The sequence below is a fragment of the Kurthia populi genome, from assembly GCF_042686175.1.
GTDB lineage: Bacteria > Bacillota > Bacilli > Bacillales_A > Planococcaceae > Kurthia > Kurthia populi.
In genome coordinates this window covers 1-16,265 of the sequence record NZ_JBHUOR010000045.1, presented here as the reverse complement: position 1 = coordinate 16,265, position 16,265 = coordinate 1, and the positions used below count along the sequence as shown (strand labels likewise).

The 16,265-nt window shown below is 38.8% G+C and carries 21 protein-coding genes and 2 riboswitches; of the genes, 18 read left to right on the top strand and 3 right to left on the bottom strand.

What is annotated here, in order from left to right:
* The first annotated feature begins 47 nt into the window (after positions 1-47).
* The 4 genes from pstC to phoU are packed head-to-tail and all read left to right on the top strand — an operon-like array spanning position 48 to position 3,383.
* Positions 48-992, top strand: coding sequence for a phosphate ABC transporter permease subunit PstC (gene pstC, locus ACFSY7_RS09870; protein WP_380147730.1), 945 nt, complete (start codon positions 48-50; stop codon positions 990-992).
* Complete coding sequence (pstA, locus tag ACFSY7_RS09865; RefSeq protein ID WP_126990286.1) at positions 993-1,871, top strand: phosphate ABC transporter permease PstA; 879 nt, start codon at positions 993-995, stop codon at positions 1,869-1,871. It abuts the gene before it with no gap.
* Between the two features lie 58 nt (positions 1,872-1,929).
* Positions 1,930-2,709: a phosphate ABC transporter ATP-binding protein PstB gene (gene pstB / locus ACFSY7_RS09860; RefSeq protein ID WP_139992762.1), complete on the top strand. Its 780-nt coding sequence runs from the start codon at positions 1,930-1,932 to the stop codon at positions 2,707-2,709.
* 17 nt (positions 2,710-2,726) lie between these two features.
* Positions 2,727-3,383 carry a phosphate signaling complex protein PhoU gene (gene phoU / locus ACFSY7_RS09855; protein WP_380147729.1) on the top strand — a complete coding sequence of 219 codons (657 nt, stop codon included), beginning with the start codon at positions 2,727-2,729 and terminating at the stop codon, positions 3,381-3,383.
* 134 nt (positions 3,384-3,517) lie between these two features.
* On the opposite strand, the gene ACFSY7_RS09850 is transcribed toward phoU, so the two are convergent.
* The gene (locus ACFSY7_RS09850) at positions 3,518-3,967 is read right to left on the bottom strand and encodes an endolytic transglycosylase MltG (protein WP_380147728.1); all 450 of its coding nucleotides are present in this window, start codon (positions 3,965-3,967) and stop codon (positions 3,518-3,520) included.
* Positions 3,964-4,320, bottom strand: a complete 357-nt coding sequence (locus ACFSY7_RS09845; protein WP_139992361.1) for a helix-turn-helix domain-containing protein — start codon at positions 4,318-4,320, stop codon at positions 3,964-3,966. The genes ACFSY7_RS09850 and ACFSY7_RS09845 overlap by 4 nt, the downstream gene beginning before the upstream one ends.
* Before the next feature lie 186 nt (positions 4,321-4,506).
* Between ACFSY7_RS09845 and rpmG the strand changes: the two genes are divergently transcribed.
* The 4 genes from rpmG to ACFSY7_RS09825 all read left to right on the top strand — a co-directional run bounded on the left by rpmG (position 4,507) and on the right by ACFSY7_RS09825 (position 6,310).
* Entirely contained in the window at positions 4,507-4,656 is a 150-nt protein-coding gene (gene rpmG / locus ACFSY7_RS09840) for a 50S ribosomal protein L33 (RefSeq protein ID WP_126990281.1), read from the top strand.
* A 58-nt stretch (positions 4,657-4,714) separates the two neighbouring features.
* The gene (locus tag ACFSY7_RS09835; RefSeq protein ID WP_380147727.1) at positions 4,715-5,305 is read left to right on the top strand and encodes a 5-formyltetrahydrofolate cyclo-ligase; all 591 of its coding nucleotides are present in this window, start codon (positions 4,715-4,717) and stop codon (positions 5,303-5,305) included.
* Positions 5,298-5,537, top strand: a complete 240-nt coding sequence (locus ACFSY7_RS09830) for a YqgQ family protein (protein ID WP_126990279.1) — start codon at positions 5,298-5,300, stop codon at positions 5,535-5,537. The genes ACFSY7_RS09835 and ACFSY7_RS09830 overlap by 8 nt, the downstream gene beginning before the upstream one ends.
* Before the next feature lie 134 nt (positions 5,538-5,671).
* Positions 5,672-6,310 (top strand): MBL fold metallo-hydrolase, encoded by a 639-nt coding sequence (locus ACFSY7_RS09825; RefSeq protein ID WP_380147726.1) that lies wholly within the window; start codon positions 5,672-5,674, stop codon positions 6,308-6,310.
* A 290-nt stretch (positions 6,311-6,600) separates the two neighbouring features.
* Here ACFSY7_RS09825 and ACFSY7_RS09820 read toward each other — a convergent pair whose 3' ends face one another.
* On the bottom strand, positions 6,601-7,296 hold the full coding sequence (locus ACFSY7_RS09820; RefSeq protein WP_126990277.1) for a helix-turn-helix transcriptional regulator: 696 nt from the start codon (positions 7,294-7,296) through the stop codon (positions 6,601-6,603).
* Positions 7,297-7,523: 227 nt separating this feature from the next.
* Between ACFSY7_RS09820 and comGA the strand changes: the two genes are divergently transcribed.
* The 10 genes from comGA to gcvPB all read left to right on the top strand — a co-directional run bounded on the left by comGA (position 7,524) and on the right by gcvPB (position 16,220).
* Complete coding sequence (gene comGA / locus ACFSY7_RS09815) at positions 7,524-8,546, top strand: competence type IV pilus ATPase ComGA (protein ID WP_370323597.1); 1,023 nt, start codon at positions 7,524-7,526, stop codon at positions 8,544-8,546.
* On the top strand, positions 8,512-9,588 hold the full coding sequence (gene comGB / locus ACFSY7_RS09810) for a competence type IV pilus assembly protein ComGB (protein WP_380147725.1): 1,077 nt from the start codon (positions 8,512-8,514) through the stop codon (positions 9,586-9,588). The genes comGA and comGB overlap by 35 nt, the downstream gene beginning before the upstream one ends.
* A gap of 15 nt (positions 9,589-9,603) precedes the next feature.
* A complete protein-coding gene (gene comGC, locus ACFSY7_RS09805) occupies positions 9,604-9,909 on the top strand; it encodes a competence type IV pilus major pilin ComGC (RefSeq protein ID WP_126990275.1) in 306 nt (101 codons plus the stop codon).
* Positions 9,899-10,333, top strand: a complete 435-nt coding sequence (gene comGD, locus ACFSY7_RS09800; protein ID WP_380147724.1) for a competence type IV pilus minor pilin ComGD — start codon at positions 9,899-9,901, stop codon at positions 10,331-10,333. Before comGC ends, comGD begins: the two co-directional genes overlap by 11 nt.
* A gap of 429 nt (positions 10,334-10,762) precedes the next feature.
* On the top strand, positions 10,763-11,068 hold the full coding sequence (locus ACFSY7_RS09795) for a ComGF family competence protein (RefSeq protein ID WP_380147723.1): 306 nt from the start codon (positions 10,763-10,765) through the stop codon (positions 11,066-11,068).
* Positions 11,069-11,108: 40 nt separating this feature from the next.
* Complete coding sequence (locus ACFSY7_RS09790; protein WP_380147722.1) at positions 11,109-11,279, top strand: hypothetical protein; 171 nt, start codon at positions 11,109-11,111, stop codon at positions 11,277-11,279.
* A gap of 127 nt (positions 11,280-11,406) precedes the next feature.
* Positions 11,407-11,919, top strand: a complete 513-nt coding sequence (locus tag ACFSY7_RS09785) for a shikimate kinase (RefSeq protein ID WP_126990272.1) — start codon at positions 11,407-11,409, stop codon at positions 11,917-11,919.
* 126 nt (positions 11,920-12,045) lie between these two features.
* A riboswitch (glycine riboswitch) is annotated at positions 12,046-12,137 on the top strand.
* A gap of 3 nt (positions 12,138-12,140) precedes the next feature.
* A riboswitch (glycine riboswitch) is annotated at positions 12,141-12,219 on the top strand.
* 58 nt (positions 12,220-12,277) lie between these two features.
* Positions 12,278-13,369, top strand: a complete 1,092-nt coding sequence (gcvT, locus tag ACFSY7_RS09780) for a glycine cleavage system aminomethyltransferase GcvT (protein ID WP_380147721.1) — start codon at positions 12,278-12,280, stop codon at positions 13,367-13,369.
* 27 nt (positions 13,370-13,396) lie between these two features.
* The gene (gene gcvPA, locus ACFSY7_RS09775) at positions 13,397-14,764 is read left to right on the top strand and encodes an aminomethyl-transferring glycine dehydrogenase subunit GcvPA (protein WP_139992351.1); all 1,368 of its coding nucleotides are present in this window, start codon (positions 13,397-13,399) and stop codon (positions 14,762-14,764) included.
* Complete coding sequence (gene gcvPB / locus ACFSY7_RS09770) at positions 14,757-16,220, top strand: aminomethyl-transferring glycine dehydrogenase subunit GcvPB (RefSeq protein ID WP_126990269.1); 1,464 nt, start codon at positions 14,757-14,759, stop codon at positions 16,218-16,220. The genes gcvPA and gcvPB overlap by 8 nt, the downstream gene beginning before the upstream one ends.
* Positions 16,221-16,265: the final 45 nt, after the last annotated feature.

Sequence of the window (16,265 nt, the reverse complement as noted above, 5' to 3'; positions counted from 1 at the left end):
GGTCTGCAAAGCATGCCGTCTTTTTAAATAGAAGGGAGTCTTTGAAGTTGGTCTCACAAAAACGAGAAAAGTCGCTCGATGTGCAGCAAATGATTGCGGACAAGAAAAAAAAGGGGCTTGGCCGCAAAGCAGAAAAAATAGTACCAATATTGCTGTTTATTACAGCAGCCGTTTCTGTCCTCACAACGATTGGTATTGTGTTTACATTGATTTTTGAAACAGTGGAATTTTTCAGGCGTGTTAGCTTCTGGGAGTACATTACGGGTACGGAATGGCTACCTTTTGCAGGGGATCCTTCCTACGGGGTGCTACCACTCGTTATCGGAACACTGAAAGTAACGGGTATTGCAATTATCGTTGCAGTTCCACTTGGCCTTGCTGTAGCGATTTATTTAAGTGAATTTGCATCTGATAAAGTTCGTCGCCTGATTAAGCCGATTTTAGAAGTATTAGCTGGTGTACCAACAATTGTTTATGGCTTCTTTGCTTTAACGTTTGTGACACCGATGCTTCAAAAGGTATTTCCGAGTCTAGAGATTTTTAACGCACTAAGTCCGGGGATTATTATCGGTATTATGATTTTACCAACAATTGCTTCACTTTCAGAGGATGCGCTATCAAGCGTTCCAAATGCGATGCGTGAAGGGGCATTTGGCCTAGGCTCAACAAAATTTGAAGTGGCCTTAAAAGTTGTGCTACCAGCCGCATTATCAGGTGTCCTTGCATCGATTGTTCTCGCGATGTCACGTGCCATTGGTGAAACGATGATCGTGTCACTTGCAGGTGGCTCAACACCATTATTTAACTTTGATGTAGAAGGTTCTATTCAAACAATGACAGCGTATATCGTCCAAGTTTCAACGGGTGATGCAGGATATGGTACGACAATTTATTACTCAATTTATGCAGTAGGCTTCACATTATTTATCTTTACGTTGATGATGAATTTAATTGCGGGATGGATTTCGAAGAAGTTTAGGGAGGAATACTAAATGGCTTATATTAATCATGAGGTTGTCGAGCGCCAGATGACGAAGCGCCGTGTGAAAAATACGGTTTTTAAAAATATATTTCTTGGCGCAACCTTACTTGCCTTACTTGCCTTAGTCATTTTACTTTATCGAATGATTACACAAGGTGCTGGTTATGTATCCTTTGATTTTCTTCAAAATTTCTCATCACGCTTTCCTGAGAAAGCAGGGGTATTTGCCGGGTTAGTAGGCTCTCTTGCAATGCTAGCAGTTGTTGCACCGGTATCGCTTCTACTTGGTGTAGGTGCCGCGATTTATTTAGAAGAGTATGCGAAAAAAAGTAAGCTGACGACATTTATTCAAATGAATATTTCAAATCTGGCAGGTGTGCCATCGATTGTATTCGGTTTATTAGGCTTAACGATTTTTGTACGAATGCTTGGCATGGGCAAAAGTATTTTAGCAGCAGGTTTAACGATGAGTTTATTAATTTTACCCGTCATTATTGTGGCAGCACAGGAAGCGATTCGCTCGGTACCAGGAAGTCTTCGTGAGGCATCTTATGGTATGGGCGCAACAAAGTGGCAAACGATTCGTAAAGTCGTGCTACCAGCAGCAATTCCAGGGGTACTAACAGGAAGTATTTTAGCATTATCACGAGCAATCGGTGAAACAGCACCACTTGTTGTTATTGGTATTCCCGTTATCGTGCAGTTTTTACCAGCAGGCGTATTAAGTGAATTTACGGCGTTACCGATGTTGATCTTTGACTGGGCAAAGCGTCCACAAGAAGAATTCCAATATGTTGCAGCGGCTGGTATTTTAGTGTTAATGGTGCTGTTAATTTTTATGAACAGTATTGCCGTATTTATTCGAAATAAATTCCAAAATCGTTATTAAGGGAGGACTTGTCATGGTGCAAGCTATCGTACAGGAACAACAACAAGCCAAAAAAGAGATGCAGGTTTTAAAAAATAAACAGCGTGAAAATGTCTATGAAACGAATCAATTAAATTTATGGTATGGCAATAATCATGCGTTAAAAGATATTAATTTAAATATTCAAGAAAATAATGTGACGGCCATTATTGGACCGTCTGGCTGTGGGAAATCGACGTATTTAAAAACATTAAATCGTATGGTAGAGCTCGTACCAGGTGTGCGTACAACGGGAGAAATTAATTATCGTCAGCACAATATTTTAGATAAAGGCTATTCGGTAGAGGAGCTACGTACAAAGGTGGGAATGGTGTTCCAAAAGCCGAATCCCTTTCCAAAATCAATTTACGATAATATTGCGTACGGACCGCGTATTCATGGCATCAAAAATAAAAAAGTATTAGATCAAATTGTTGAGCAGTCACTACGCGGTGCGGCCATTTGGGATGAGGTAAAGGACCGTTTACATGACAATGCATATGGTTTATCAGGTGGGCAGCAACAACGTGTTTGTATTGCACGCTGTCTGGCGATTGAACCAGATGTTATTTTAATGGATGAGCCAACTTCGGCACTTGATCCAATTTCGACATTAAAGGTAGAAGAACTTGTACAAGAGCTAAAAGAAAATTACTCGATTATTATTGTGACGCATAATATGCAACAAGCGGCGCGAATTTCAGATAAAACAGCCTTTTTCTTAAATGGTGAGGTCATTGAATTTGATACGACAGATAAAATTTTCTCAAATCCAACAGATAAACGCACAGAAGATTATGTTTCTGGACGATTCGGCTAGGCTAGGGGGCTATGATGATGGTTGTTCGTGAAAAATATGAGCAAGAGCTTACGCGTGTGCAGCAGCGTCTTGTCGATTTATGTGAATTAGCGATTCATGCTTTTGATCGCTCAGTAGATGGATTATTACAAAAAGATGTTGAAAAAGCATGGGTACTTATTGATCAAGATCGTTTTATTAACCGCCTAGAGCAGCATATCCAAGACGATGTACTATTACTAATTGCAAAGCAGCAGCCAGTGGCAACGGATTTACGTCGGGTGATGGTCATTGTAAAGGCGGCGAGCGAAATGGAACGTATCGGAGACTATGCCGTAAATATCGCAAAAGAAACGATTCGTCTTGGTGAGACAGAATTAATGCTACCAATTGAAAAAATTGATCGTATGCGGGGCCTGGCAGTAAAAATGCTACGTGATATGCTGCAATTGTTTATTACGGAAAATTTACTCGAGGCAAAGGTGCTCGCTGAAATGGATGATCAAATTGATGCGCTATATGGCGAGGCACTAACTGAATTATTAGAAGCAACCCATACACAAACTGGCGCAGAGAGTCAGCTACAGCAGTTGTCATTTGTATGTAAATACATCGAACGCGCAGCAGATCATGCGACGAATTTGGCAGAATCACTGTTTTATTTAGTAAAAGGAAAGCATTATGCTTTTGATTAAAAAAGAGGCTGGGACATACGTATAAAAACGTTCATATGAGTATAAGAAAAGCCGGAATCGCGCTGTAGCGCGGTTCCGGCTTTTCGTTGCGAACGCTAAAAAAGGAAAATGACATGTTTTCAGCCTCTTTTTATTTAGTTCGTCAATGCCTTTAAAATAGCGGCGTAGCTCATATCTTTTTGAAGTGTAAACGAGCCGTTTTGCAATCGAGTAGCCTGACCTTGATCGATAATATATTGTTCAAATTCACGCGCATCGGAAATGATGCCATCCTTTTGTAACGTATTCGTTATTTCAGTTGTCCCCATACCCGTTTCAATATGTAATGTATAAGTTGCTGGTGCTGTTTCTTTTTTTGCTGGCTGTTTTTGCTGCTGCTTTTTAAGTTTTTTTTCAAGTGCCGTAAGTTCTTTTTTTAGTGCGGCATTTTCTTTTTCAAGTGTTTTGACAGTTGTAGCAGTTGTTGACGTGTCTTTCACGCTCTGTTGCGTGTCAGGACTTTCTTTCGATGTGAGCTGCACCATACCAAGTACTGCGCCAGCAACGAAAAGGCCAATGCCAAAGGAGCGAAGTGAAGCACTCATAATAGTTTTCCTCCCGTAGCAATAATTTTTTCGATTTGCTGTGGTGTAAGAGAAGAGCGTTCGACAATTTGTGAAATCGTATATCCTTGTTTATGCAATGCAAGTACTTGGCTAACTAAAATTTGGTGAATGCCTGATGTAGCGGGTTTTGATGAAGGGGCTTTAAAGGTAGGTTGTTCAAGTAATAATTCTTCTTCAATTACTTTTAAGCGCCGTTTGATTTGGGAGGTTTCTTTGTATAATGTGACAGAGATGTCCTCGGTGTCTTCGTCCATAGTTTTTGAGCGACTCATAAACAATGACACGATGATTACGAGGATACCTGCGCCCATTAAGATAATCGATAAATCCAAACTTCATCACTCCAATATGTAGTATCTAGCGCAAATTAACTAAAAAAAGCTAATTATGCTAATTGACTACATTGTAACATAAAAAAAACGAAATACTTGTAGATTTTTTTAACCAATGTGATATAATGGGCTAGTCGTATAAATCATGCTCACTAAAAAAATATAACGAGTGGGAGGGATAACACAATGCGCGTTAATCTTACATTAGCTTGCACAGAATGTGGTGAACGTAACTACATTACTAAGAAAAACAAACGTAACAATCCGGAACGTTTAGAACTAAAAAAATATTGCTCTCGTGATAACAAAATGACACTTCACCGTGAAACTAAGTAATCACGCTTCTTGCCAGCCTCCTTTGAGACTGGCTTTTTCTATTTTAAGGGGGATTATAATGGAGAAAAAAGATTTGCGCAAACAAATACAACAGTTTTTGAAACAACTAGATGCTGCTACATATGAAGCATGGTCACAACAAATACAACAGCGTTTTTTAGAAAGCGAGGCAGTGCAGCGAGCAGCAATTATTGGCTTAACGGTATCAGCATTTCCAGAAGTTGAAACACGTACGCTTATTCAAACGCTATGGTCAATGGGGAAAAAGGTCGCTGTGCCACGCTGTAAGCCAGAAACGCATGAAATGGACTTTTATATTTTTAGCGATTTTGAGGAGCTAGAAACGGTCTATATGGCGCTTTTAGAGCCTGTTCCATCGCGTACGCAATATGTCACACCGCGGGACATCGATTTACTTGTTGTACCAGGGGTTGTTTTTGATAAAGCAGGCTATCGCATTGGTTACGGAGGCGGTTATTATGACCGCTATTTGCCACAGTACAAAGGGGAAACGGTGGCATTTTGCTTTGCGGCTCAGATGGTTGCAAAAGTACCAAAAGATACGTATGATTATCCTATAGATAGTATTTTGACAGAGCTTGAATGGATTCATTGTAAGCAAGTACGAAAGGAAGAAACACATGGCTAAACGCGTCATCGACATTGATCAAATTGAAAATATGCAAGACATCCGACAATATTTAAAACGATTTGGCACATTTGTCTATACGAAAAACCGTATTGGCGACCTGCGTATGATGGAAGCAGATATTAAGGAATTATACGAAGCGGGCATTTTAGATGTTCGAGAATATCAAAAGGCACGCCATATTTTACGGGCAGAGGAACTGCGCTTAGAAAAAGAAGGTTACCGACAATAAACTGTTTGAATCGATGAGTCGCGACGATGTTTATAATAAACATGTGGGCGATTTGTTGATTGAACAGTTTTTTTATATGGCATAAAGTGGCAGTTGTGTTAGTCTGCCGTTATAATGAGCAAGAGGTGAGAGAAATGTATAATATTCGACGCTATGTTGTAGGATTAGTACAGGAGAACTGTTACTTTATTTCAAATGCAAATAAGGAAACATTAATTATTGATCCAGGTGATCAAGGGGAGCAATTAATAAAAAAATTGCGCAAAGCAAATTTAAAGCCAGTCGCTATTTTATTAACGCATGCCCATTTTGATCATATTGGCGCTGTAGATGATATACGCACAGCATTTACGATTCCGGTGTATGTGCATAAAAACGAAGCAAAATGGTTAGGGAGCCCTTCGTTAAATGGCTCAGGGAAATATCGTGAAATTCCGGATGTTACGGCGCATGATGCGGATGAATTCTTTTCAAAAGAGGGGAATATGACGATTGGCTCCTTCACATTTGATGTACGCCATACACCAGGCCATTCTCCAGGAAGTGTATCGTTTGTCTTTGAGGACCAGGGCTTTGCAATTGTAGGAGATACACTATTCAAAGGAAGTATTGGTCGTACGGATTTACTTGATGGTAATATGAAGGTTTTGGTGCAATCCATTGATGAAAAATTATTATCACTTGATGAGGATATGATAATTTATCCAGGGCATGGTGAAGCAACGACTGTATTTGAAGAAATGGAAAGTAATCCATTTTTAAATGGTTTTTAATAGTTAGTGAAGGAGGGTGAATGCTCTCCTTTTTTGTTTGCAAAAAACGGCATAAAAAAAGAGGCGATGGATGCCTCTTCAACTTGGAAGATATGTGCAAATATCTTCATCTAGGGGATGTTTTCTCACCATATAAAATGGGAGGGATAAAGTTAAGCTACGAGAATTATTATAAGATGACGTTAACACTATGTCAATAGTGTTAATTGGAAAACCTCAAAAAATAATAGATTTTAATGCGCGTTATAAATAAAAAAGCCCCGCTGAAATTTTTCAACGAGGCTAATACCTTAAATACCGACATGATACGAGCAGAATTTGCAGTCATGAACCATACTTTCTACTTGTGTAAATTCTGTGACATCAAATAAAGCTTCAAATTGGCCTTTTAAAAAGGCTTCATGTAAGTCGCAAATAAAATTACTATGTTTGGCGATGCCATTATGGAAAGGACAGTTATAAACGGTGAATTTCATTGTTTTTCCGTCGGCCGTATCACGAATAATTGGAATATAGCCAACAAGAGAAGCAGTTTCTGTAATTAAATCAACTTTTTGTTCAAGCTTTAAATTGGTCATAGAGAGACGGCGATTTTGAAGTGTTTCCTGAATCGATTCCATCCCTTTACGGTAGCAGATTTTTTTCCCTACTTCGATTGCATCAGGGCCACATGCACTTAGAATATCAAGCAGCCAGTCCATTAATTGACGGTCATCGCGATATGGGAAGGATAATGCTACACCTTCGTCTGTTGCTTTATAAAGACGGCCAGGACGACCACCTTTCCCTGTTTTTTCAAATTCCGCATTTAAAACACCAATATCTGTTAATTTTCTTAAATGTAACCGCGCAACATTGGGATGTATATGGAAAACATCGGCAATTTCTTGAACAGAGAACGCTTCTTTTTGTTTAATAATATGCTGGTAAATTGAGTATCTCGTTTCATCTGCGAGTGTGCTAGTAATTTTTAAAGGATCGATCATTTGAATGCACCTCCATCATTGTTACTTTCATTATAGAACAAACGACCTAAATAAGCATAGTAATTTCTAAAACGTCTCAAAAATCCTAGGGTTTTTAAAAAATGGCATGAAAACCTCCTTGTTTTTAAAATAGTATGTACTAAAAAAGTCTGTTTTTTAAAGATCGGACAAGCACTTTTTTTAAAAAACGGAAGTTCGTATACTCATTATAATAATAATTGAGGAGGTTGAGCATCATCGAACAGCAAATTGAACAACAAGCCAAGCAGTTATTGCAGCAAGCCATGTTATTTCAGGCGAGTGATGTTCTCTTTTTGCCCAATAGAGAACGATATGACGTTTATTTTCGGAAATTTCATCAACTTTTCCATATGAATGAGATGACGATTCCACTAGCGACGCGCTTTATTTCATTCTTTAAGTTTGAAGCTGCGTTAGATATTGGCGATCAACGAAAGCCACAAAGTGGGGCCTTTCAAATGGATTTAGAGCAGGAGCGCTTCGCATGTCGCGTTTCTACATTACCTTCTGCTTTTTCACATGAAAGTTTAATTTTACGTATGATGTATCATCACGAGGCAAAATTACTTGATGAGCTAGGCGTGTTCGAGCAAAGTATTGCCACATTATATGAATTACCTAAAAGAAGACAAGGTTTGGTATTTATGACCGGTCCGACAGGCTCTGGAAAATCAACGACGCTGTATTCTCTCGTACAGCAATGTGCCGTAGCAGAGCAAAAACAGGTGATTTCACTAGAGGATCCTGTAGAGCATCCACAAGCCCATTTACTACAAGTGCAAGTGAATGAACGTGCTGGCGTTACATATGAGGTCGGCTTAAAAGCAATTTTACGACATTCTCCTGATGTGATGATGATTGGTGAAATTCGAGATAAAGTAACAGCTAAAATAGCGATAGAGGCAGCTCTGACAGGGCATCTCGTTTTTAGTACGATACATGCAAAAGATTCAGTAGGCTGTATTTATCGTTTACTCGATTTAGGTATTTCAAAAGAGGATTTACGTCAAACCTTGGTAGCGATTATTGCGCAGCGGCTTGTGCCAATAAAAGATGAGCAACAGCAAAATGTTCGTGCTTTATTTGAAATTTTAGATGAACAAAAAATTCACGAAGTGTTAGCGGATACGGGTCATTCATTTCAGCTACCTTATGACGAAACATTACAAGGACAATATGAAAGGGGTATACGAGATGGTCGAATTCTCTGCACCACTAATTTACAGTGAGTGGCGTACTAGACAACGCAGTAAAAAACGCCTGAAGCAACCAAATGCCTTTTTAGGGAAACTCGCTAAATTACTATCAGAAGGCTATACCTTTTATGATTCACTGCATATGCTAGCGCCCCATCATATGACAAATGAAGAAATATCTTTGGCACATATAAAGAATTTATTAAAAGAAGGGCATCCGATGACGACGGTCTTTTTTTACTTTGGTGTATCCTCGCGCTATTTATTAACACTGCAATTAGCAGAACAGCGTGGTGAATTTCATCGTGCATTAGAGCATGTTGCAGCACAGATGGACCGCCAAACAAAAAATAACCAGATGATGCTTAAATTATTAACCTATCCATTCACCCTTTTTTTTCTTCTCGTTTTTCTTCTCATTGGCTTTCGCCAGTTTTTTTTACCACAAATGTCGACCATGTTTTCTACGACGACTAGTCATAAAACATGGATTGAATTGACCGTATCAAGGCTTTTATTACATTTACCAGATGTTTTTATTGTGCTATTTAGCATGGTGGCTGTAGCGATTGCAGGAGCGGTCATAATCGGCTCAAGACGTGATGTAGCAGCACAACTTTCGTTTGTTTATCGTATTTATCCACTAAGGCTATTTTTTCAATTAATGTTTACAAAGCAACTAGCAGAAGAAATTGGCACATTACTGACGAGTGGCTTGTCGCTACAAGATGCGTTGACCATTTTAAAGCAACAAACCTATCAGCCATATATTCGTTATTTGGCTACGCATTTGTATACGTTTATTTTACGAGGACAATTATTGTCAGAAGCAGTAAAAGAAGTACCGTATTTTCAGCGCGATTTTGCTAGTTGTATTATGCACGGAGAGAGAGGAGGGAATTTAGGTCGCGAACTTATTATGTACGGGGAATTGATTGCAACAAAACAACAGCAGCTCGTAAATCGGTTGCTTGGCATTGTACAGCCGTTGTTTTTTTGCCTAATTGCGGTTTGTATTTTAGGTGCCTATTTAGCCATTTTATTACCGATGTATCAAATGATTGATTTTGTATAAGGAGGAATAAAGATATTGAAAAATGAAAAAGGTTTTACATTAATTGAAATGTTGATTGTGTTGTTTATTATTACAGTGCTTATTTTGATTGCGATTCCAAATGTCACAAAGCATTTCGCTACAGTAGATGAAAAAGGGTGTAATGCATATCTTAAAATGGCACAAGGACAGGTGGAGGCTTATCGGATTGATGAAGGTGTTTATCCAGCGTCAATTGGCGAGTTAGAAACGAAAGGTTACTTGACAAAAGGCTCGGATGAACGAAGTTGTAAGGGAAAACAAATCACCTTTATTGATGGGGTGGTAGGTGTTGCGAAGTAGCAAAGGTTTTACATTCATTGAAATGCTTCTCGTACTAACCATTATTTTAATGATTTTACTTGTGACGACACAATTTGGCTATCGCCAATGGACGATTCACGAGTCTGATTTATATATGGAACAAATCTTAAAAGATATTCAATATGTACAAAGCCTTGCGGAACGGACAAATGTAAAAAGTTCGATTTTATTTATGACAAAAAATAATCAACTTTATTATGAAGTTTATAACGGTAATATTGTTATGAAAGAAATGGCGTTACCAAAACAAATGAAATTAATCTCAAGTGGCATGAATAAACTTACTTTTAATAATAGCGGAGCCGCGAGTGAATCAAAACAAATTCACTTTCAAGCTGATCAGAAAAAATACAGAATCATCTTATATATCGGGGAGGGGGTACCAAAATTAGAACGATACTAAAGCAGGAGCGAGGAACTTCAGTTATTGAAGCGTTATTTAGCTTAGCCGTTTGTTTACTTGTTTTTGGGACGCTGTTTCCCCTTTTTATTACGATGATGCAACAGGTCCATATAGTTGAACGTAATTATCATGCACATCGAATTGCTTACAATGCATTACTTGAGCAGAAAAAACAGCCGACGTTGATGAGTAATAGAGTCACCTATAATGGAGAAAGCTACTTTTGGCATGGCAATGAAAAAAGGATGTGCGTAGAATATGAGGTGTTTCAGCAGCAAAAGGATATTTGCTTCGAAATTTCTAGGTGACAGAGGCTATACGTTATTAGATGCGTTATTACAGTTGTCCATTTTAATGTTGTGTTTAAATATGATACTCGTATTTTCACCTTTCATTGCAAAATTACAATCATATATTATTCCCGAAAATATGTTATGGGAACGATTTGTGACCATTCTGTCAAAAAATATAGAAGAGAGCACGACGGTTCAAGTTGACAATGATGCACAGAATATCGTTTATTTCCATCAAAATAAAGGGGAGGAAAATCGTATTATATTCCGTGACCATATTGTGTATTCAACATTTGAAAAAGCGGGAGGTCATGTTGTGCTGTTGACGAATGTAAAGACGATAAATTTTAAAGTAGAAGAGGATAAATTGTATGTACAAATTCAATTTTTGCGTGCCCAACAGAATAGAGAGGCAACCATCATTTTACCGAATACTAGCTAATGAGCAGGGGTCGTTATTTCTAATTAGTTTTTTCTTTTTGATGATGACAACGCTCTATGTCACCGTAATGGTTTTATCATATACAACGTATTTAAATACGATTGAAAACTATCGTTATTTGGAACAGCAGCGCATTGAAAAACGGATGTTTATTATGCAGCAAAGGAATGAAGAGGTTGTAACAGTTACAGATTTGCAAAATAAACCGTAAAAAATTCCCTTCTTTTTCATGATATATTAGAGAATATCGTTGGAATCCGGAGATGTTCATGCTACTATAAATAAAAATAGTGTTGAGTAGCAACAGTGTTGTTTGTCGTCATTAAGAAGGTGAAAATGTGCGTAAAATTTATTTGGTCGGTTTTATGGGCTCTGGAAAAAGTGCCATTGGCAGAAGACTTAGTTATTTTTTAAAGTTACCTTACTACGACATGGATACAGAAATTGTTCGTAGAGAAAAGATGACTATACCGGAAATCTTTGAACAAAAGGGAGAAGAAGCTTTTCGAAAAATTGAAACGGAATTTTTAATGGATTTTCGTGATGAATTTTGTATCATTGCCACAGGTGGTGGCGTTGCGATGAACCCAAAAAACCGTAAAATCATGCGAGAAACAGGCTTAGTATTATTTTTAGATGCTACTTTCCCAGACATTTGGAAACGTATCCACAAGGATAAAAATCGTCCAATTGTTCAACGATCAACGAAACAAGAATTAGAAGATTTGTACCACGAGCGCAGAAAATATTATAAGCAGTGCACACATATCTCAGTACGAACGGAAAATCGTTCGTTGAGACAGATTGTAGAATATTGTGGCTTCCAAGTGAATCGTTTAAAAGGCGAATAATTTAATGATAAAAACATTAATTGTTCGTATTTAAAATATTTAACGAATTATATTGCAAGAATGAATTGTGAATGTTAGGATATAGACAAGAAATCCTGTAATACTACATGATCATAATGGAAGCGGATGAAGATATGGGGAGAGAACACTTGACTGTGTCGCCGAAGGAGCAAATGGGAAACTATGAATCTCTCAGGCAAAAAGACTCGTATTGGACGCAACTCTGGAGAGCGCTACTTCGGGTAGCCACCCACGATGACAGCCAGTTTTCTGGTTAAACTTTCAGGTGCATGGACAGAGAAATCCTTTAATTATAAGGGATTTCTCTGTTTTTTTTTGAAAACAAGGAGGGGTTAATGTGTCAACATTAAAACGTACCCCATTATTCGATTCGTACGCTAAGTTCGGCGGCAAAACAATCGATTTTGGTGGTTGGGAATTACCAGTTCAATTTAGTTCAATTAAAGAGGAGCATGCAGCAGTTCGTGAAGCAGCTGGTCTTTTCGATGTTTCACATATGGGAGAAGTATTCGTTGAAGGTCCTGGCAGCTTAGCTTATTTACAAAAGCTCGTAACGAATGATGTATCAAAAGTTGCTATCGATCAAACACAATATACAACAATGTGTTATACAGACGGTGGGGTAGTTGATGACTTACTTATTTACCGATTAGGTGAAGAAAAATATTTATTAGTCGTAAACGCAGCGAATATTGAAAAAGATGTTGCTTGGATGGAAGAACAAGCATTTGGTGACATTACAATCACGAATGATTCAGAAAATTTTGGACAATTGGCGATTCAAGGACCAAAAGCGATTGCGGCATTACAAACATTAACAGACTTCACATTAACAGATGTTAAACCATTCCGTTTAGCACAAAATGTTGATATTGCAGGCCATAATACATTAATTTCACGTACAGGCTACACTGGGGAAGATGGCTTTGAAATTTATGGTTCACCAGAAACAGTTGTAGCATTATGGGATAAAATTTTAGCGACAGATGCGGTTGTACCATGTGGCTTAGGCTCTCGTGATACATTGCGCTTTGAAGCGTGCTTACCACTTTATGGACAAGAGTTAGCAAAAGACATTTCACCATTAGAAGCGGGCATCAATTTCGTTGTGAAATTAAACAAAGAAGACGATTTTAATGGTAAACAAGCGTTGCTAGCACAAAAAGAGCAAGGTGTACCACGTAAATCAATCGGTATTGAAATGATTGATAAAGGTGTACCTCGACATGGCTATAAAGTATTTTTAGGCGATGAAGAAATCGGTGAAGTAACAACTGGAACACAATTACCAAGCACAAAACGTAATGTCGGCTTAGCGCTTATTAAAGCGGAATATGCGGAGCTTGATAAAGAGCTAGAAGTAGAGATTCGTAACCGTCGTTTGAAAGTGAAAACGGTCGCAACACCATTTTATAAGCGTCAAAAATAAATTTTACTAAAAGAGAGGTTTTTTCCAATGAAGCATCGGTACTTACCAATGACTGAGCAAGACCAAAAAGAAATGTTAGAGACGATTGGCGTTTCTTCCGTTGATGAATTATTTGCAGACATCCCTGAACGTGTACGTTTCCAAGGGGAATACAATATTAAACCAGCGAAAACAGAATCAGCATTGCTTAAAGAACTTGCAGGCTTAGCAAAGAAAAATGCCAACACCGACGAATACGCATCATTTTTAGGAGCAGGCGTTTATGATCACTACAAACCAGTTGTCGTAGACCACGTTATTTCACGCTCAGAATTTTATACAGCTTACACACCATACCAACCAGAAATTTCTCAAGGGGAATTACAAGCTATCTTTGAATTCCAAACGATGATTGCGGAATTAACAGGTATGGATTTAGCAAACTCATCCATGTACGATGGCGGTACAGCATTAGCAGAAGCAGGTATGCTTGCAGCGGGCTCTACACGTAAGTCGAAAATTTTAGTATCAGAAGCTGTTCATCCAATCGCAAAAGATGTTGTGAAAACATATGCATACGGTCAATCAATCGAAGTTGTGGAAGTGAAAGCAACAAATGGTGTAACCGATTTAGCTGAACTTGAAGCGCAAATCGATGACAATACAGCAGCTGTTATGGTGCAATATCCGAACTTCTACGGTCAATTAGAAGATGTGACAAAAGTTTCAGAGCTTGTGCATGCGGTGAAAGGTTTATCAATCGTCTCTTCCAATCCATTAGCACTTGCATCGATTACTCCTCCAGGTAAAATGGGTGCAGATATCACAGTAGGTGACGCACAGCCATTCGGTATTCCAGAAAGCTTTGGCGGACCGCACTGTGGTTACTTTGCAACAACGAAAAAATTAATGCGTAAAGTGCCAGGCCGTCTTGTTGGGGAAACATTAGATGAAGAAGGTCGTCGCGGTTACGTGTTAACATTACAAGCACGTGAACAACATATTCGTCGTGAAAAAGCGACATCTAATATTTGTTCAAACCAAGCGCTCAATGCATTAGCAGCTTCTGTTGCGATGACAGCACTTGGCAAGCAAGGAATTCGTGAAATGGCATCACAAAATATTGTGAAAACGTATTATGCGAAACAACAATTTGAAGCAGCAGGCTTTACTGTCGCATTTGATGGTGCACACTTTAACGAAATCGTTGTTGATGTGAAAGCAAATGTCACAGCATTAAATAAATTATTATTAGCACAAGGCTTTATCGGTGGCTTCGACCTTGGTCGCGTTGATGAAAAACTTCAAAATCACACATTAGTTTGTGTGACAGAACAACGCACAAAAGAAGAAATCGATGCGTTTGTACAAGCAACAGCTGCTCAAGTAGCAGAAATGGAGGCCCACCATGCATAAAGACAATCAACCACTTGTATTTGAATTATCTCGCGAAGGTCGCGTAGGCCATAGCGTACCTGTTTTAGATGTTCCAGAAGTAGACTTAGCAAGCATTTTACCTGCACAATTCATTCGTGAAGAAGCAGCAGAATTACCAGAATTAGCAGAACTTGATATTATGCGTCACTACACCGCACTATCTCGTCGTAATCATGGTGTTGATTCAGGCTTCTATCCACTCGGTTCTTGTACGATGAAATACAATCCGAAGATGAATGAAACAGCAGCGCGTATGCCTGGATTTGCAAATATTCACCCATTACAAGATGAAGAAACAGTTCAAGGCGCATTAGAATTAATGTATGACCTACAAGAACATTTAATCGAAATCACGGGTATGGATGAAGTAACATTACAGCCAGCAGCAGGTGCGCATGGTGAGTGGACAGCACTTATGATGATTCGTGCATTCCATGAAGCAAATGGTGATACACAACGCACGAAAGTATTAGTTCCTGACTCAGCGCATGGTACAAATCCAGCATCTGCAGCAGTAGCAGGCTTTGATACGGTGACGATTGCGACAGCGGAAAATGGTCTTGTCGATTTAGAAGATCTTCGCTCAAAAGTGGGTGACGATACAGCAGCATTAATGTTAACAAACCCTAATACACTTGGCTTATTTGAAGAAGATATTTTAGAAATCGCAGATATCGTGCATAGTGTCGGGGGTAAAGTGTATTATGACGGCGCAAACTTGAACGCTGTTATGTCAAAAGCACGTCCTGGGGATATGGGCTTTGACTGTGTTCACTTAAACTTACACAAAACATTTACAGGCCCTCACGGCGGTGGCGGTCCTGGTTCAGGTCCGGTTGGCGTAAAAGCAGACTTAATTCCATTCTTACCAAAACCAGTATTAGTGAAAACAGAAGAGGGTACATTCCACTTCGACTACGACCGTCCACAAACAATTGGTCGCGTAAAACCTTACTATGGGAATTTTGGTATCAACGTACGTGCGTACACATATATTCGCACAATGGGTCCAGATGGTCTAAAAGCTGTCACAGAAAATGCGGTTATTAATGCAAACTACATGATGCGTCGTCTGCAACCATTTTATGAGTTGCCATATGACCGCCATTGTAAGCATGAATTCGTATTATCTGGTAGCCGTCAGAAAAAATTAGGTGTCCGTACATTGGATATTGCAAAACGTCTGTTAGATTTTGGCTACCATCCGCCAACTACGTACTTCCCACTTAATGTTGAAGAAGGTTTAATGATTGAACCAACGGAAACAGAAGCAAAAGAAACATTAGATGCTTTCTGTGACGCGATGATTCAAATTGCGAAAGAAGCAGAAGAAAATCCTGAAATCGTACAAGAAGCACCGCACACGACAGTCATTAAACGTTTAGATGAAACGTTAGCTGCACGTAAGCCGGTATTACGCTACGAAAAAGCATAATTTATTAATGAAGAGGCTGGGACAAAACCCTAGCTAAAGAAAGGA

What these genes read in the sequence shown, in the direction of transcription:
- ACFSY7_RS09790 (WP_380147722.1), top strand. Translation starts at nt 11,109, where the DNA reads ATGATGACAACGCTCTATGTCACCGTAATGGTTTTATCATATACAACG.
- pstB (WP_139992762.1), top strand. Translation starts at nt 1,930, where the DNA reads ATGCAGGTTTTAAAAAATAAACAGCGTGAAAATGTCTATGAAACGAAT.
- ACFSY7_RS09825 (WP_380147726.1), top strand. Translation starts at nt 5,672, where the DNA reads ATGTATAATATTCGACGCTATGTTGTAGGATTAGTACAGGAGAACTGT.
- phoU (WP_380147729.1), top strand. Translation starts at nt 2,727, where the DNA reads ATGGTTGTTCGTGAAAAATATGAGCAAGAGCTTACGCGTGTGCAGCAG.
- ACFSY7_RS09795 (WP_380147723.1), top strand. Translation starts at nt 10,763, where the DNA reads ATGTTATGGGAACGATTTGTGACCATTCTGTCAAAAAATATAGAAGAG.
- ACFSY7_RS09850 (WP_380147728.1), bottom strand. Translation starts at nt 3,967, where the DNA reads ATGAGTGCTTCACTTCGCTCCTTTGGCATTGGCCTTTTCGTTGCTGGC.
- pstA (WP_126990286.1), top strand. Translation starts at nt 993, where the DNA reads ATGGCTTATATTAATCATGAGGTTGTCGAGCGCCAGATGACGAAGCGC.
- ACFSY7_RS09830 (WP_126990279.1), top strand. Translation starts at nt 5,298, where the DNA reads ATGGCTAAACGCGTCATCGACATTGATCAAATTGAAAATATGCAAGAC.
- comGB (WP_380147725.1), top strand. Translation starts at nt 8,512, where the DNA reads ATGGTCGAATTCTCTGCACCACTAATTTACAGTGAGTGGCGTACTAGA.
- gcvPA (WP_139992351.1), top strand. Translation starts at nt 13,397, where the DNA reads ATGAAGCATCGGTACTTACCAATGACTGAGCAAGACCAAAAAGAAATG.
- ACFSY7_RS09835 (WP_380147727.1), top strand. Translation starts at nt 4,715, where the DNA reads ATGGAGAAAAAAGATTTGCGCAAACAAATACAACAGTTTTTGAAACAA.
- rpmG (WP_126990281.1), top strand. Translation starts at nt 4,507, where the DNA reads ATGCGCGTTAATCTTACATTAGCTTGCACAGAATGTGGTGAACGTAAC.
- ACFSY7_RS09820 (WP_126990277.1), bottom strand. Translation starts at nt 7,296, where the DNA reads ATGATCGATCCTTTAAAAATTACTAGCACACTCGCAGATGAAACGAGA.
- gcvPB (WP_126990269.1), top strand. Translation starts at nt 14,757, where the DNA reads ATGCATAAAGACAATCAACCACTTGTATTTGAATTATCTCGCGAAGGT.